Origin of the sequence: Actinomyces sp. oral taxon 180 str. F0310 (genome assembly GCF_000185285.1) — a bacterium.
Lineage (GTDB): Bacteria > Actinomycetota > Actinomycetes > Actinomycetales > Actinomycetaceae > Pauljensenia.
On the sequence record NZ_GL622194.1, the window covers coordinates 1863670 to 1879307 of the forward strand.

General features: G+C 67.2%; 17 protein-coding genes. 8 read left to right on the forward strand and 9 right to left on the reverse strand.

The annotated features are described in order from the left end of the window. Nucleotides 1–33: 33 nt before the first annotated feature. A complete protein-coding gene (locus HMPREF9006_RS07930; protein ID WP_009213079.1) occupies nucleotides 34–312 on the reverse strand; it encodes a DUF4235 domain-containing protein in 279 nt (92 codons plus the stop codon). Between the two features lie 140 nt (nucleotides 313–452). On the opposite strand from HMPREF9006_RS07930, the gene HMPREF9006_RS07935 reads away from it, so the two are divergent. Continuing rightward, nucleotides 453–1727, forward strand: a complete 1275-nt coding sequence (locus HMPREF9006_RS07935) for a hypothetical protein (RefSeq protein WP_009213080.1) — start codon at nucleotides 453–455, stop codon at nucleotides 1725–1727. A 16-nt stretch (nucleotides 1728–1743) separates the two neighbouring features. On the opposite strand, the gene HMPREF9006_RS07940 is transcribed toward HMPREF9006_RS07935, so the two are convergent. Together HMPREF9006_RS07940 and HMPREF9006_RS07945 are read right to left on the reverse strand one after the other, a co-directional pair. Then, nucleotides 1744–3063 (reverse strand): DUF4921 family protein, encoded by a 1320-nt coding sequence (locus HMPREF9006_RS07940; protein ID WP_009213081.1) that lies wholly within the window; start codon nucleotides 3061–3063, stop codon nucleotides 1744–1746. Between the two features lie 19 nt (nucleotides 3064–3082). Continuing rightward, nucleotides 3083–3961, reverse strand: a complete 879-nt coding sequence (locus tag HMPREF9006_RS07945; protein WP_009213082.1) for an aldo/keto reductase — start codon at nucleotides 3959–3961, stop codon at nucleotides 3083–3085. A gap of 477 nt (nucleotides 3962–4438) precedes the next feature. Between HMPREF9006_RS07945 and HMPREF9006_RS07950 the strand changes: the two genes are divergently transcribed. Genes HMPREF9006_RS07950 through HMPREF9006_RS07965 form a run of 4 tightly spaced genes read left to right on the forward strand, consistent with a single transcriptional unit; the run spans nucleotide 4439 to nucleotide 8931 of the window. Beyond that, a complete protein-coding gene (locus tag HMPREF9006_RS07950) occupies nucleotides 4439–5044 on the forward strand; it encodes a PadR family transcriptional regulator (RefSeq protein ID WP_009213083.1) in 606 nt (201 codons plus the stop codon). Further along, the gene (locus HMPREF9006_RS07955) at nucleotides 5044–5781 is read left to right on the forward strand and encodes an ABC transporter ATP-binding protein (protein ID WP_009213084.1); all 738 of its coding nucleotides are present in this window, start codon (nucleotides 5044–5046) and stop codon (nucleotides 5779–5781) included. Before HMPREF9006_RS07950 ends, HMPREF9006_RS07955 begins: the two co-directional genes overlap by 1 nt. A gap of 20 nt (nucleotides 5782–5801) precedes the next feature. Further along, complete coding sequence (locus tag HMPREF9006_RS07960) at nucleotides 5802–8501, forward strand: hypothetical protein (RefSeq protein ID WP_009213085.1); 2700 nt, start codon at nucleotides 5802–5804, stop codon at nucleotides 8499–8501. A 7-nt stretch (nucleotides 8502–8508) separates the two neighbouring features. Continuing rightward, a complete protein-coding gene (locus HMPREF9006_RS07965) occupies nucleotides 8509–8931 on the forward strand; it encodes an RNA-binding S4 domain-containing protein (protein WP_009213086.1) in 423 nt (140 codons plus the stop codon). A 114-nt stretch (nucleotides 8932–9045) separates the two neighbouring features. On the opposite strand, the gene HMPREF9006_RS07970 is transcribed toward HMPREF9006_RS07965, so the two are convergent. From HMPREF9006_RS07970 to HMPREF9006_RS07995, 6 genes are all read right to left on the reverse strand, one after another. Further along, the gene (locus HMPREF9006_RS07970; RefSeq protein WP_009213087.1) at nucleotides 9046–9798 is read right to left on the reverse strand and encodes a hypothetical protein; all 753 of its coding nucleotides are present in this window, start codon (nucleotides 9796–9798) and stop codon (nucleotides 9046–9048) included. Beyond that, nucleotides 9795–10205: a DUF2510 domain-containing protein gene (locus tag HMPREF9006_RS07975; RefSeq protein ID WP_009213088.1), complete on the reverse strand. Its 411-nt coding sequence runs from the start codon at nucleotides 10203–10205 to the stop codon at nucleotides 9795–9797. Before HMPREF9006_RS07975 ends, HMPREF9006_RS07970 begins: the two co-directional genes overlap by 4 nt. An 81-nt stretch (nucleotides 10206–10286) precedes the next feature. Next, the gene (locus HMPREF9006_RS07980) at nucleotides 10287–10982 is read right to left on the reverse strand and encodes a hypothetical protein (RefSeq protein ID WP_009213089.1); all 696 of its coding nucleotides are present in this window, start codon (nucleotides 10980–10982) and stop codon (nucleotides 10287–10289) included. Next, nucleotides 10979–11536, reverse strand: a complete 558-nt coding sequence (locus HMPREF9006_RS07985; protein ID WP_009213090.1) for a DUF2510 domain-containing protein — start codon at nucleotides 11534–11536, stop codon at nucleotides 10979–10981. The genes HMPREF9006_RS07980 and HMPREF9006_RS07985 overlap by 4 nt, the downstream gene beginning before the upstream one ends. 82 nt (nucleotides 11537–11618) lie before the next feature. Continuing rightward, entirely contained in the window at nucleotides 11619–12335 is a 717-nt protein-coding gene (locus HMPREF9006_RS07990; RefSeq protein WP_009213091.1) for a hypothetical protein, read from the reverse strand. Further along, a complete protein-coding gene (locus HMPREF9006_RS07995) occupies nucleotides 12332–12868 on the reverse strand; it encodes a DUF2510 domain-containing protein (RefSeq protein WP_034231498.1) in 537 nt (178 codons plus the stop codon). Before HMPREF9006_RS07995 ends, HMPREF9006_RS07990 begins: the two co-directional genes overlap by 4 nt. Before the next feature lie 111 nt (nucleotides 12869–12979). Here HMPREF9006_RS07995 and HMPREF9006_RS08000 point away from each other — a divergent pair, with 111 nt between their 5' ends. The 3 genes from HMPREF9006_RS08000 (at nucleotide 12980) to HMPREF9006_RS08010 (ending at nucleotide 15600) form a co-directional block, all read left to right on the forward strand. Continuing rightward, nucleotides 12980–14554 (forward strand): aspartate:alanine exchanger family transporter, encoded by a 1575-nt coding sequence (locus HMPREF9006_RS08000; protein WP_009213093.1) that lies wholly within the window; start codon nucleotides 12980–12982, stop codon nucleotides 14552–14554. An 18-nt stretch (nucleotides 14555–14572) separates the two neighbouring features. Then, nucleotides 14573–15094: an NUDIX hydrolase gene (locus HMPREF9006_RS08005; protein ID WP_009213094.1), complete on the forward strand. Its 522-nt coding sequence runs from the start codon at nucleotides 14573–14575 to the stop codon at nucleotides 15092–15094. A gap of 74 nt (nucleotides 15095–15168) precedes the next feature. Further along, entirely contained in the window at nucleotides 15169–15600 is a 432-nt protein-coding gene (locus HMPREF9006_RS08010; RefSeq protein WP_009213095.1) for an Ohr family peroxiredoxin, read from the forward strand. The last annotated feature ends 38 nt before the right edge of the window (nucleotides 15601–15638 follow it).

Here is a 15638-nt window from a genome sequence, read left to right on the forward strand (position 1 = left end):
TCTCCGGTGTGCGTGGCCGCGAATGCGCTCGGGTCAGGCCTCAATGGCTGGCGCGCCGAAGCGTGCGGAGAGCTTAGGAGTCAGCCACTTCTGCGTGCCCTTGTATGCGTAGCGCTGGGCGACGGCGGCGATGGCCGCCGACGTGGCCGCGAAGACAACGAGGGAGGCCATCGTGACGTCGTCGGCGTCCTCGGCGGGGACCGGGCGCCTAGTGGCGGCCTTCCAGCCGATCTCGAAGAGCTTGGAGGCGACGAAAGCGGCCCCCGCGATGACGACGGTCGTGGCGACCTTGTCGATGGTTTCTGAATCCATGAGTGACTCCTGGCGTGACTGCGGTTGTCCCGGCGCACGAATGCGTAATTCCATCATGCCCCACGCGGAGCTCTCGCGCGAGGCCCACGGTCCCCCTGTCTTATGCTTGGACAGTAGTGTTCCCGTCCGAAGGATTCCTCATGGCTCGCTTCCGCTCCGTTTTTGCGTTGTCGGCCCTTGCCCTCGCTGCGAGTGCCCTGGCGGCCTGCACCCCGGCAGTGTCCTCCAGCGCGCCGCGGGATCCTTTTGCGTCCCCCATCGTGCCCGGTCAGAGCGCGCGGGCCTCCGCGGGCGGCGGGCGTGCGACGATCGACGCTCCGAGCCCTCGCTCGGGTTCGGGCACGGTCACGGTCGCGTTGGTGGGCGGCGCGCAGCTGCCGACCGAGACCGCCCAGGCGTTCACTGAAGCGACGGGCTTCACGGTTGCGGTCGTGTCGATCGACGGCGTGGGAAGCCTGCCCAAGACGAGCGCGGATGTCGTCCTGGGGCTTGATGGCGCGGACGCGGTCGCGGCCAGCGCTGCGGGGACCATCGCCTCCACCGCCCCGCGGGACACGTCCACCCTGGCGGGCACCGCCGTGGAGGGCGCGGCGGCCGCGATCGCCTACGGACGCGACGACGTGTGCGTGATCGCGGACAAGTCCTGGCTCAGCGCGAACGGGCGCTCCCTTCCGACTTCCTTCGCGGACCTGACTTCCCCGCGCGTGCGTTCGCTGCTGGCGCTGCCCGACCCGACCTCCTCCTCCGTGGGCCGCGCATTCGTTCAGGAGGCGGCCGCCCAGACTGGCGAGGGGCTGGGCGCCTTCGCGCAGTCGCTCAGCCCGCGCATCGACCCGTCTCTGGGCGCGGCTGTGGGTGTGTGGACGGCGGGCGGGCACGTCTCGCAGGGGTACGTTGGGCAGCTCGTGGGCGGGGAAGCCGAGGCCTCGGGTGCGTATCCGCTGGTGGTTGCTCCGCGTTCTCTGGCCGCCGCGGCGGCGACGAACACGGGAGCCGACTCCTACGGTGCGCCGGTCTCTTCGACGTGCATTGCCCGCATCCTCTATGCGGCTCCGACCGCTTCGCCCGCCTCCGACGGGGCGGAGTCCCTGATCGCCTGGCTACAGGGCGAGCGAGCGCAGCGCTTGTTGGCCACGGCGGGCAGCGCCTACCCGATCGACGGTGGCGTGGCGGCCGATACGAAGGCCGCCTGGCTGATGGGGATCGCGGGGGATGCGGTGGTACCAGACGAGACGGTCGCGTCCCCGGAGGCAATCACCGCGTGGCTGGCCACCTGGAACTCCGCCCTGTCCGCACCCGCTTCGACGCAGCCCGAGGGCGAGGACGGGGATGAGCCCGCCGCGGCCAGCCCCGCCCCCGTCGTCACCCGGCCCTCCGCGCCCGACCCGGGGACGGACACGGAGGACGAGGACTAGCTGAGGTTCTCACCCGCTACTCGTGCAGCATTGAGGGGCTGACTTTGCATTCCTCGCCGATGCGCATGGGGGCAATCATGCCCCTGTCGCGTAGCTCAAGGAGACGGGGAACGGTGCGCTCAACGACCTTCCAGGGGTCGATGGTGTTGAGGTAGATGCGCGTCCCCCCTTCGAATCCGGCCAGCGTCGAGATCCGCCACTTGAGCAGGATCCGCCACCTCATGGGGGTCGAGACCGTCGGCGGGCGGTGATACCACTCTTCATTGGCCGGCACCTCGACGCCCGTCGCCGCGTGGGCGGCGTGCAGGATATCGGAGATGCCCGCCATGGCTTCCTCGCTGACTTCCCAGGGGTTCGTCGGCTCGCCCAGCGGCCAGATCGCGATGCCCGGGAATCGGTGGCCGAAACCGGCCAGGGCGACCGCGTGGTCGTTCTGAGCGATGAGGAGCTTGCGTGTGGCGGCGACCGTGAAGATCTGGTCGTAGATGTCGGGCTGGGCGCGCAGGCGTTCCAGCTCGGCCTCCGTCTGGACGGCGAGGTCGTCGATTGCCACGAGCTGCTTGTGCAGGTGGTCGAAGGAGGCCCCGGCTGGCCGCAGCCAGTTTTGGAATGTGGCGACGTAACGCACGGCGGGGTCCAGGTTGTACAGGTCGCGCATGGAGCGGGCGGTGTAGGCGGTGTAGTGAGCGTGCTCCTCCGGGGTGAGTGTGCCGGATCCGGCGAGCTGGTGGGCTTCCGAGGCGCCGTCCACGTAGTGGCGCCTGGCCACGATGAGATCGTGCCCGCCGGAGAAAAAGCCGTTGGCGGACTGGAGCCGCGCGGTCTCGCTGGTGGCCGCGAACTCTCCCTCGCTCATGCCCGAGGCGAGCATTCGTGCCCGCACAACGTTCATGACGTGCTCGTATCCCACGTCCGAGGCAAGGTAGTGCGCCATGCGATGGCGGTCCTCCTCGGAGGGCACGTGGCCGTGGTTGAGGTGCCAGTAGTTGTAGGAAACGATCTCGAAGAGGTTGGGGATGCGTCGGAACTCGGCGACCGTGTTGTGTAGCCTGTCGGCGCCGAGCCCGTTCAGTTGCTGCCAGGTGCCGTCGCGGTGGCGCACGAGGCGAGACTTCTCCGGCGGAGTCTCGAGGTAGCGCCCGGAGCAGAATGCGCAGTGGTGGCCGTCCGCCTCGTGGTCGATGGGGTTGTGATCGGTGCGCGGGGCGGACAGCGGACGGTTGCCCCGTCCGGGAACGGTCCACACTTCGGTACCGGTGAGCAGATTCTGTTGTTTGACGGTGCCATCGGCCAGACGCACGATGGCGCGGTCGGCGCGCGTGAGCTTGGAAGCCATGCCTGTATCGTACCCGCCCCTACAGTCGATCCATGGTCGCCGGATGCGACCCGGTGCGTCCGGATTCGCCGGAGTCGAGGGCGTCAATTCGCTTGCGCTGATCGCAGGTGAGCGCGAACGAGAAGACGTCAATGTTGGAGGCCATGCGCGTTGGGTTGAGTGTCTTGGGGAAGACGACGTGTCCACGGTCCAGGGCCCACCGTAGGGCGACCTGCGCGGGTCCGACGCCAAGTTCCTCGGCGACCTTGAGGAGTGTTGGGTCGGTGGTAACCCGACCGCGCGCCAACGGCGACCAGGCCTCGAAGACCATGCCGAGTTCGTGGGCGTAGCGGCGCAACGCGCCGTTGGGAAAGAACGGGTGGGCCTCCACCTGGAGGACGTGCGGGGCGATGCGGGCGACGGCGCGAACGGCTTCGACGTGGATGCGTTCGTAGTTCGACAGGCCGATTGCGCGCGCCTGCCCCGCCGCGTAGGACTCTTCGAGGGCCGGCCACGGCAGTGCTACGTTGCCCCCGTAGAGGGTGGGAAGGGGCCAGTGGACGAGCAGGAGATCGACGTAGTCGGTGCGTAGCCGCTCCAGGGAATGGGCGATCGATCGGGCTGCTCGTTCGGGTTCGTGGTTGGAATTGTCGACCTTCGTGGTGACGAAGAGTTCCTCGCGCGCTATCCCCGAGGCCTCAAGGGCAGCGCCGACCTCCGCCTCGTTGCCGTACATCTGTGCGGTGTCGATGTGGCGGTATCCGGCATCGAGTGCGCGGCTCACCGCGTCGTAGGCGTCGGTTGGGGCGATCTTGTAGGTGCCGAAGCCCAGGACGGGGATAGGGGCGCCCGTCGCGAGGGTGAGGTGGGGGATGGGAGGCGAGGCCGGGGCGGCCTGCCCGGGAATAGGAACGTTCATCGGTGAATCCTCCTGGTCGCCTCCAGTGTACTCGCGGGCGAGCGCCCCGGCTGTCGCCGATGGGCCGGGCGGCGGACGTGCGGACGCCCACGGAGCGTGGCAGGTCTCGGGATCTGAGACGATTTGTGAGTAGAATTTGTCTGTCATCTTGGTCAAGAGCGTCCTGGGTGTTCGCGCGCTCCGCCCGGCGATCGCGGCGGGCGCGCGGGAGCTGCTTCTGACCGAGTGAGCGAAAAATACTGGTGTTTGACTAAGAAAACCGCCGATATCCTCTGCAACGCGGTTGGGAGTCGAATTGTCTGACAGGTTCAATTCCTCGGAATGGCCCGGAATGCCACACGGCCGTCTTTAACCACTCGGTAGGGATTGTGTTAGCTAGGCCACCGCTAAATCTCCCCTGTGCCGACGAAATTGGCGTACGATAGATACTGTTCAACCACGATCGCCTAACACGTCACTACAACGAACGGGAGAGATATGTCGGTTCGCAATGCACTGTTGGCACTCGTTGCGCAGCAGCCCGCGGGCGTCTACCGCCTGAAGCAGATGTTCGAGGAACAGACGTGCGGAGCATGGCCGCTCAACATCGGGCAGGTCTACCAGACGATGCAGCGCCTCGAGCGCGACGGCCAGGTTGTGTCTCACGCCGAGACCAATGCCGGCCGCGATTCGGAGGTCTTTGAGCTGACCGACGTCGGTCGCGAAGTCCTCAGCGCTTGGTGGTCCACCCCTGTTCCTCGCGAGCACCCCGAGCGCGATGAGCTCGTCATGAAGCTTGCCGTGGCCGCTGCTGACCCCACGGTCGACGTCGAATCCATGATTCAGACCCAGCGCCGCGCAACCCTGGGTTCCCTGCGCGATGTCACCCGCCTGAAGGCTTCCGCCGATGAGGGTGAGCTCGCCTGGAAGCTGATCCTTGAGCGTCACATTTTTGACCTTGAGGCAGAACTCAACTGGCTTGACCACATCGAGTCCGGTGCGGTGTCCGAGGCCGCGCGCCGCGCCGCCTTCGCCGCCGCGAAGGGTCGCATGATGAACTGGTCTCAGGCCGAGGCAGGTATGTCGGAGCGCGCCGGGGTGTGATGAACCAGCCTGTTCCGCTACCGATCAGGATGGCGGGTGTCGGACACGAGTTTGGCGCCGACGGCATCCGAGTGAGAGCGCTCGACGGGATCGACCTTGAGGTCGCACCCGGCGAGCTTCTCGCTGTTATGGGCCCTTCGGGATCGGGTAAGTCAACGCTGTTGTCGATCGCGGGCGGGCTTGAGCGCCCGACGTGCGGCAGCGTGTACATCAACGGTATCGATCTGGCCACGATGGACGCGGTTCGCCGTGCGCAGGTGCGCCGTCGCTCGATCGGCTACGTCTTTCAGGACTACAACCTCATTCCTTCCCTGTCGGCCCTCGAGAACGTTGAGATGCCTCTTCAGCTGGACGGGGTCAGCCCCGCGAAGGTGCGCGAAGCAGCCATGGCCGCGCTCGAGGAGGTCGGCGTCGCCGACCTTGCCGACCGTTTCCCCGAGAGGCTTTCGGGCGGCCAGCGTCAGCGGATCGCCATTGCCCGCGGCCTCGTGGGTAACCGTTCGGTCATTCTTGCCGACGAGCCGACCGGGGCTCTCGACTCCCACACGGGAGAACAGATCATGTTGGTGTTGCGTGATCACATAGATGCGGGAGTAGCCGGTATTCTCGTGACTCATGAGGCCCGAATGGCCGCATGGGCAGATCGGACGGTCTTCCTGCGCGACGGTCGCATCGTCGATCGATCGCGTGGAGACACGCTCAGGGATCTGCTCGCAGACACAGCACCAGGGAATTGATGAGTCGAGTGAGCGCGCGAATGAGGCGATGGGGAGTGGTACTCCGCATCGCCTCTCGCGACGCGCGCCAAAGCCTTGGGCGCACGCTCGCCGCGGTCATTCTCATCTCGCTTCCCATCATCATCGCCATCGCCGCCATCACCTTCTGGGACGTGACGACGTCCCAGCGCTACCAGGCGGCTTCCTGGCTCGGACACGACTCTGCGGTTCAGGCGGTGACGCTACACCGTTCCTCGACGGCCCTCGAGCAGGACTTTACGGCCGATAGGCTCTCGAAGACCTCCTCCGACGAGGAGGTGCGCGTCGGCATGGACACGCTCACGGCATGGGTGCCACCGGGCGACCAACTGATCGCCGTTGACACCCTCTATCAGCTGCGGCTCACCGCGCAAGATGGCACCGCCATCACCGTGGACGCCGGTACCCAGACGGCATCCCTGGACGCTCCGCGGGTCGAAGCGGGAGGACGCCACGGCGCGCTCGCAGCCAATCATGCCGTGATCTCCGAGGATGTTGCCCGCACGCTGAAGGCCTCCGAGGGAGACACTCTCAGCCTGTCGCTCACGCTCGCCAAGGAACGCACCACCCAATCGCTTTCCGGTAGCGTCGTCATTGACGCAATCATCGGCGGCTCGTCACGCACGATCGTTGGTGACGGCACGTTGCCGATCGACCGCCTCGCGGTCGCCGGGAGGACGCAGACGGCCTGGTATGTCACCGGCCCCGCGCCCGTCTCGTGGGCGAAGGTCCGCGAGCTCAACGCCTCGGGCTTTTCCGTTCTCTCCCGCGACGTGCTTGCCAGCCCACCCGATGCCTCGGCCCTGCCCGCGCAGATCGCCCAGTACGAGGCGCCCCAATCCACGCGCGCCGCGAGTCCCTGGCAGTACCTGCTCCTCGTCGCCGGTATCCTCCTCATCCTCACCGAGATGATCCTCCTCATCTCGCCCCTCTACACGGTCGCCCAGCGCTCGGTCATGCGTACCGCCGCCATGATCGTCGCCAACGGTGGAGACCGCAGCGACGGGCGGCGCCTGACGATCGCCCACGGTTTCGTCATCGGCTCCTACTCTGTCGTCTTCTCGGTGCTCCTGTCCGCCGCCTCCATGGTTGGCATCGGGCTGTGGTCCGGCCTGGGCATCGGGATCGTGCCCTGGTGGCCTCTGGCGCTGTCCGCGCTTCTGCCGATCCTGCTCTCCCTCCTCGCCTCCGTCTCGCCCGCGCACACCTCCTCCCGCATCGACACCTCCGCCGTCATCGGCGGGAGGGTGTGGGAACCCTCCCGGCTGGTGCGCCGGCGCATGATCTACCCGATTGCCCTCCTGGCCGGCCTGCCACTCCTGGGGCTTGCCGCGTGGCTGGGTTCGATTCTTGCCCTCGTCGCCGGAGTCGCGCTCGTGGAGGTCGGCCTCATTGGCTCGATTCCCTACGTCTTCACGCGCTGGCGTGTTCCGCACGGGCGCGCTTCCATGAGCATGCGCCTCGCGTTGCGCGACGCGGTGCGCAACGGGCATCGCACGTTCCCGGCCATGGCCTCGATCCTGACGACCGTCTTCGTCGCCTGCGGGCTCCTCATCACCCTGTCCTCCTCCAACGAGGCCGGCTGGAACTCTCGTCCCCACGTCGGCCAGCGCGGTCAGGTCTTCATCTCGACCACCGACAAGACCGACTCCGTGAAGCGTTCCCGCGAGCTTCTCAATGCCGCCTACGAGGCGGTCGACGGGGAGCGAACGATCACCTCTGAGGCGGTGCTCAACGGCATGGTCTGGAACAGCGGTCCGGGCGGCCCGACGCGCATGGTCGAGGCCGTTTCGCCCTTCGATGGCTCAACCTTCACGCTCGCCCCCGACATGGGCACCATGGCCGAGCTGGACCTGGCCTACATGGTGGACGACGGGACGTTCCTGCGTCAGGCGGGATACCTCAGCGGCGACGACATGGTGCGCGCCGTCGCGACGCTCAACGCCGGAGGGGTGCTTGTTCCCGATCCGGCGTACATTGACGGCGCGGGCCAGGTGCAGCTGCGCAGCCTCGATATGAGCGACATTGCCGAGGCGAAGGCAGCCGGCGCCTCCGACGATGCGCTACCCGACGCGCACGTCATGACGACTCGGTCCTTCGCGGCCTCGCCTCTGACGCGAATCAACGTCATGGTGCTGTCGCCGACTGCGGCCTCGGCCCTGGGCCTCCAGTCGCTGCCGCTGGGCCAACTGCTGAGCATCGACAAGCCCGTGGGTCCCATGGAGGCCTCCGCCTTCCAGGCAACCATTGCGCGCCAGGTGCCGGGAGCATCCGCCCAGGTTATCGTCCCGACGGTGCGCTCCCTCGTCCTGCCCTACGTCGCGGCGATCATCGCTATCGTTGCTGCGGGGGCCACGGTGGCGCTTGTCGTCGCCCTGTCCGCCTCCGACATGCGGCCGGACCTCGATACCCTCGACGCGATTGGGGCGGCCCCGGCGATGCGTCGCCACGTGACCACCTGGCAGGGCATCGTGCTGGCACTCAACGCGATCCCGACGGCCGTCCTGTCGGGACTCGTCGTCGGAGTCCTCGCGGTCATCACCTTTGCCCGATCCGGCATCTTCCCCACGCTGGGAACCCTCTGGCCGGTCGTGCCGTGGGGGGCGCTGGCAGGGATGCTCATCGGGATGCCCCTGCTGTGCGCGCTGGTTGCCATCGTCCTGACGCCCCACCATCAGAGGCGCCTGCGCCGCATCAATTAGGGCTCCCATGAGCGATACCCCCGAAACGGTGACGATCCCCCCGGGCGCGCTGGCCGCAACGAGCGTACGGGTCGACACCTGGCTGTGGGCCACGCGCCAGCTCAAGTCTCGCTCGCAGGCCACCGCGGCCGTGCGGGCCGGGCACGTGCGCGTGAACGGGGAGGCGGTGAAAGCCGCTCACAAGCTCCGGGTGGGGGACGAGGTGCGACTGCGGGTTGAGGGCTTCGACCGCGTCCTCGGTGTCGTCCTGCTGTTGGCTCGGCGCCTGTCGTATCCTCAGGCACGCACGGCCTACGATGATCGCACGCCGGAACGTCCCCGCGTTCACATTCCCGTCGCCACGCGCGAGAAGGGGAGCGGGCGTCCCACCAAGAAGGAGCGCCGCGAGTTGGATCGGTTGCGCGGCTACGACTCCCACGAGCACTACTGAACGCCGCAGCGCGCGGCCGCAGGCCGGGTTAACCACCGCCAGGCGACCCCTCGCCCCAGTGCGAGTGGTCCCGGCACCCGCAGGGGGTACCGGGACCGCCGGAGAGGGAACGGGCTACTCGTTCGGGAAGAACGAGACCACTCCGATTCCGTACTTCTGACCCCAGCTGGGGTCGTAGTCGGCATCGAACTCCACGGTTCCGCTGCCGGAGGAGTCGAGGGTGGCCGTGGCGACGTTGTCGATCTTATGCTTCGGGTTGAAGGTGATGGACAGGGGCCCGTCATCAAACCACATCTCCAGCGTCACGGTCGTTGACGAGAACTTCGCCAGCTGCGACTTGATGCCGTCGCTGGCCGGCTTGACGTCAACGGAGCAGTGGATGGATGTACCGGACGCGGCGATCGCGCAGGTACTGTTCGACGTATCGAAGGCGGCGTCCGCCTGCTGGCTGCTCACCATGCGAGCGATGTCAACGCGCGTTGCGCACTGCTTGTCGATGGCGTCCTTCACCTGTTGGGATGCGTGGTTGTACTCCTGGTAGATGTCCTTCATCCCGTCGGCGTTGGCGGCGGTGACCTTCTCGCACCAGGCGGGCGCTATCGAGGCAGCGGCCACCTGCTCGGTCTGATCGCGGACCGTCTCGATCTCGTCGCGCATCCTTTCCGTGGCCTTATTCCTTTGGGCGGCGCCTGCGAAGAGACCGATCGTCAGCGCGAGGAGCACGACGATAAGTGTGAGGGCGACGCGGTTGAAGATCGACAGTCCCTTGCTCTTTGCGGGCTTGGACGTCTCACGAGCGGGTGTCGTGGCTCCGAGAGGGGCCGGTGCGGCGGGAGTGCTCGGCGCCGGGGTGTGCTGATCGCTCACTTGGATCCCTCCTTGGCCTGCTCAAGCTCTTGCTGCGCCTGCTGCAGGTCGCTTTCAACGCGCTGGTAGTCCCGCCCCTTCTGGATGAAGAGTCCCGCGGAGAGTAGCGCGGTCACGCCGAAAACGATGACGAGGACTGAGGAGAGAACGGCGATCGCTATCTGGCCGCCGGTCGCCTTGGTGCGTGGCTTGGCGGCGACGGGGGTGTAGCCGGAGGCGGCGCCCTGAGCGGTTGCGGGCCCCTGGGCCGCAACCTGGGATGCGGGTGCTGCATTCGCTTGCGCGTTTGGGCTCGCCTGCTCAGAGTTGGCGGGACGGTACTGCTGCGTCCATTGCGTGCCATCCCACCAGCGGAGCTGGGGGGTGCCTGCCGGATCGGCGTACCAACCGGGAACGGGGGTGCTCATGGGGAAGCTCCTTTCACTGTGTCCCCACAATCCTAATTCAGCGCGGAACCGTCCTCGGTGGTGAGTCATCCCACCGCGACTTTACATGTTGGTAGGCCACCACTTGTGCATCGTCGCGACGCACTCGGTGTTCGCGCTCGTCGCCGGATCGTATGGCACGCTCACCGTGAAGGGCATGGAAGCCCCCGGCGTGACGGCGATCGTCGTCGTTCCCTGGTAGGGAGTCGATGGGTTGAAGCTGGCGCCCTTGTCCGCTGTGTATCCCACGATGGTGACGTCGAGAGAGCCCAGCGACGCGATGGAGCTTGACGCGTTGACGGAGAAGGTGCCGGTGACCGTGGTGGTCGTCTCGTCTGTCGTGCATTCGCCCATGGTGATCGTGAAGTCAGAGTCAGAGGCCGTGCGTTGGGCATTGGCGAGGGTCTCCTTCGCGCTGCACTCCTCGTGAATCGCTTCCTTGACAGCTGACGTCGCCGAATCGTAGGTCTTGATGGCGTCTCGAATGGAGGAGGCCGTGTCTCGATTGATGGAGTCGCACCACGCCTTCGCGTCCTTGCGGACGCTCGCCGCGTCCAGGCGCGCCTTGGCCTCCGTGATCTGCTCGTCGACTCCCGCCTTGTCGGACTGAGCCTTGGTGGCCTGGGCTTCATAGGCGGATGAGGACTGGGAGCGCCAGGCGTTGATGCCGCCGACGACGGCGGACAGAATGATGAAGATGACGGCGAGGATCGCACCCGCGACGGTTGCGGCGCGAAGGGGAGCGGGAGCGGTGTTCACTTGTTGGCCTCCTCGATCTGCCGGTTGATGTCCTCAAGGGTGGATCGGGCGGTATCGAGCTCCTGCTGAGCCTTCTCGGCTCGCGCCTTGGCGTCCTCGTGGATGCGACCGCTGGGGCCCAAGTGGGACCACGCGAGGGCGAGAACGGCGATGAACGCCACGACGAGCAGCCACGAGGCAGCGCAGCCGAGGATCCACTTGAGCATTCCCGAGGGGCGCGCTTGCCCCCCGGGGTCGCTCCGGTCGGCCTCGTCGGCGAGGTCCTCGTTCGAGCCGGTCGCGTGTGCGGGGGCCGCTGGGCTCGGCGTTGAGGGCGTCGCGGGTTCGAGGCCGGCCGCCGTCGCGTCGAAAGTCGGGGTGCTTGCCGAGGATGCGGGAGCATAGGCCTCGGTCGTCTCCTCGATGCCGGGCGACGCCGCCTCGTCGGTGACGACTTCGTGCGGGGCTTGCGCCTGGTAGGGCTCGACGTACTCCGTCCAGGCGTGTCCGTCCCACCAGCGCAGCTGCCCGGCCCCGCTGGGGTCCGCGTACCAGCCTTCTGTGGGCTCGCTCATCGTGGGTCTCTCTCCGTGTTGAATGACAAGGGTGGCGGGTCAGGGGATGCCGTGACCCAAGGGATTGTGGGCAACCACCCGACTATACTCCGCTCGGCCACAGACCGAGGGTCCTGACGGCGCACCGGCCCGTCGAGTTGGACGGATCCGGAACGGTCGACGAGAACGGAGCGCTGCCCCCCTGCGGGATAGTCATGGAGATCGTGTCCGAGGGGGCGACCCCGGAGGTTTCCGCCCCCGACGTGACCACGATGCCGATCCGTACGTCGTAGCTCCCTAGGGATGCGAGCGTGGGACCAGCCACGGTTGCTGTCCCGGACACCGTCACGGAGGAGCCGTCGGACATGCACGAAAAGTCTGAGTCAACGACCCTCCCCGCGGCATCCTTCGCGAACGCCTCGGCAAACTCCTTCTTCTTCGGGCAGACCTCGGCGATAGCATCCTTGCGCGGCTGTGGCGCGCTCAGCAGGGCGCGGGCCTTCTTGTCGATGGCATCGGGTGAGGAGTCGGAGCTGGTGAAGCCATCGCACCAGGCCGTCGCCTCCTTCTTGTTCGTGGCCTGCGTGGTCTGCGTATGCACGGTTGCGATCTCCGTCTCCACGTCCCTGGTCTGGTTGCGAAGGGACTGTGCCTCCTCGGCGGCCTGGGCTGCCTGCTGCTTGTGCGAGTGGCTTCCGAACCCCAGCATGACCGAGACGACGAGAAGGAGGAGCGCGACGGCGGCGCCGATGATCGTCAGGATCTTGCTCGCGGGGGAGGCGGGACGCGGGGCGGATTGCGTCGCGGGAATGTAACTCACTTCTGAGCCTCCTCAAGCTCCTGCTTGGCCTGATCGAGCTCGGACCGCGCGCTGTCGAGCTCGGTCTGTGCGCTGGCGCGGTCATTCTCGGCCTGCGATAGCTTTTCCCCACTGGCCTTGTAGGCCGCTCCCGCGATCAGCGAGGAGACCAGCAGAATCCCCACCGCCACCCAGGAGGCGATCGCGCCAATCAGCCACTTGGATCCGCTCTTCTTCTGGGCGGCCACCTGGTACGCTCCGGGCGCGTTAACGCCGGAATCGGGCAGCTGAGGCGAGGCTGGATCGGGGCTGTAGAGGGCGGAGGAGACCGCCGGCGCCTGCTGGTTGGCAGGCAGATGGGCGCCGTTCGACGCGGGCGAGGCGCCCATCCCCCCGTCGGGCGCTGACGTGGATGCGTGGGGCGCACCCTGCGAGGGCATGCCCTGCTGGGCGGGCATTGGCTGGAATTGCTCCGTCCACATGCCGCCGTTCCACCACCGCAGGCGCGACGTGCCGGCGGGGTCTGGATACCATCCGGGTGCTGGTTGAGACATGACCATCCTTTCAGTTTCTGGCCCCAGTGTAGCCAATCCGTGAGCTTCATAACGCGCCGACTCAGCTCCTGGTCTCGGCCACCGGCGAAGGGCGCGGGTACCCTGGCAGGCATGGCCGCTCTCTTCACCTCCTCACCCCTTCTTGCGCTCTTTCTTGTCGTAGCGCTCGGGGCCGCCATTGGCGCCATCAGGATCGGTCCGCTGCGATTCGGCGCCGCAGGCGCTCTCTTCGTTGGACTCGTGGTGTCGGCGATGCATCCCGAGGTCGTGAGTTCCCACATGTCGATCGTCCAGGCCATGGGCCTCGCGTTCTTCGTCTACGCGGTCGGCATTTCGGCCGGTGCGACGTTCTTCCAGGACCTGCGCAAGCAGACGAGCCTCCTGGCTCTCACGACGGTCGTGTGTCTCGTGGGTGCCCTCATCGCGCTCGTCGGTGGGAACGTCCTCGGCCTGTCGCCCGGACTCACATCCGGCTTGTTCACGGGAGCGCTGACGGCGGCGCCCGCCCTCGACACGGCGACGCGCGTCACGGGGGACCCCAATGCGGCCGTCGGCTACGCGTTCGGCTACCCGATCGGCGTCATCGTCGGAATCCTCGTGGTGACCATCACGGTGACGAGGCGGTGGCTGGGACCCAAGGACACCCCCTCCCTGGCGGGTGCCTCCCTTGAGGCGGTCAGCGTCCACGTGACACAGGGAATCAATACGCGCGACATCGCCGCCTGGCGTCAACAGCGCGTGCGCCTGTCCTACCTGCGTCGAGACGGACGAACCCGCGTCATCGCTCCCGGAGAAGACCTGCTACCGGGGGATCACGTGGTCCTGGTCGGTGATCCGGCGTCCATCCAAGAGACCGCCCCCCTCGTCGGCGAGATCTTGGATCACAACCTCGAGGATGACCGCTCCGACCTGGCTTTCGAGCGGATCGTCGTCTCCAACCCCGATGTTGCGGGGCGTGCCGTCTCGGAGTTGAACGTCACGAAGCGTTTTGGCGCCGTCATCACGCGCGTGCGCAGAGGCGACCTGGATCTGTTGGCCCGCGACGACCTCGACCTGCAGCTCGGCGACCACGTGGCGGTCGTGGTTCCCACGGATGAGCTCGATGACATCGCCGAGTGGCTCGGAGACTCCGAGAGGAGGGTTGCCGAGGTTGACGGCATGGCTTTCGGCATCGGCATGGTCCTGGGGCTCCTCCTGGGCATCGTGTCCTTCCCCCTGCCGGGCGGCCAAGCCTTCCAGCTTGGCGCGGCTGCGGGGCCGCTGATTGTCGGCATGCTCCTGGGGGCCTTGCGTCGCACGGGACCGCTCGTGTGGACGCTTCCGGCGGCCGCCAATCTCACCATCCGCCAGATCGGCCTCATGCTCTTCCTTGCGGCCCTGGGGCTCAATGCGGGCCCCCAATTCGCGACCCTGCTCGGCAGTCCCGAGGGGTGGCGTGCCGCGCTGCTGGCGTTCGTGATGGTTGTCGCCTGCTGCCTCGCTCAGGCTTATGGCGGCAAGCTCATCGGGATCTCGGCCGCGCGTGCGGCCGGAGGCGTTGCGGGCTTCCTCGGACAGCCCGCCGTCCTGCAGGCCGCGGACGCGCGCGTGAGTGACGAGCGCATCGAGGGGGCGTACGCCACCCTCTTCGCGTTCGCGATCATCGTGAAGATCCTCCTGATACCCGTCATCACATCTTTCCTGTGACGGCATAGACTTGGGGCCATGGCAACACCCGACTTCGTGCTGGAGCTTCGGCGTCATGTCGGTCACGCGCCCCTGTGGATGCCGGGAACAACGGTCGTCGTCATGCGGTCGGCCCGCGCCGACGCGCCGATCGACTGGGAGAGTCCGATCGACCCCGGGAGCGTCGAGATTCTGTGCGTGCGACGCAGCGACAACGGCGCCTGGACCCCCGTCACCGGGATCGTTGATCCGGGGGAGGAGCCCGCGCTCGCTGCCGCCCGCGAGGCCAAGGAGGAGACCGACGTTGATATCGACGTGCGGCGGCTCCTGTCCGTCGAGGTTGTCGGCCCCGTCACCTACGACAACGGCGATGTGACGACCTATCTCGATGTTGCCTTCGCCGCCCAGTGGCTCACCGGTCACCCCCGACCCGCGGACGGAGAGAACAGCGAGGCGTCCTTTTTCCGTGGCGATCAGCTGCCCCCGATGAACGAGCGCTTCCGGCGCACGATTGCCAAGGCGCTCAGCGGGCAGCCGCGCGCCGACTTCCTGGCGCGCTAACGGCGAGGCGACCGGGCCGCGTCTTGCGCGCGGCACGTCTTGCGGGACTGAAGTCCCAGTGGTGAGATAGAGGCATGGATACACCAAACAACATCGTTTACTCAGTGACCGCCGACTCCACCGGCGGCCGCGCCGGAACCTCCACCGTTGACGCGCTGGGCCTCACCCTCGACCTGCGCGCCCCCAAGGAGCTGGGTGGCCCCGGCGGCGGGGCCAATCCCGAGGCCCTCTTCGCCATGGGCTACGGCGCCTGCTTCCAGGGCGCCATGGGTCTGGCCGCCAAGCAGATGGGCATCGACACCGCGAACTCCGTCGTGCGCACCACCGTCGGCTTTGGCCCCGAGGGTGAGTCCTACGCGATTACCGCCACCCTCGAGGTGTTCGTCCCCGGCGTCGAGCTGGACCGCGTTCAGGCGCTTGCCGATCGAGCCCACGAGCTGTGCCCCTACTCCAAGGCCACGCGCGGCAACGTTCCCGTCACGGTGAAGGCGGTGCCCGCCCTCTGATCGCGGGCAGAGCGACACGAAAAACCCCGGCCTCAATG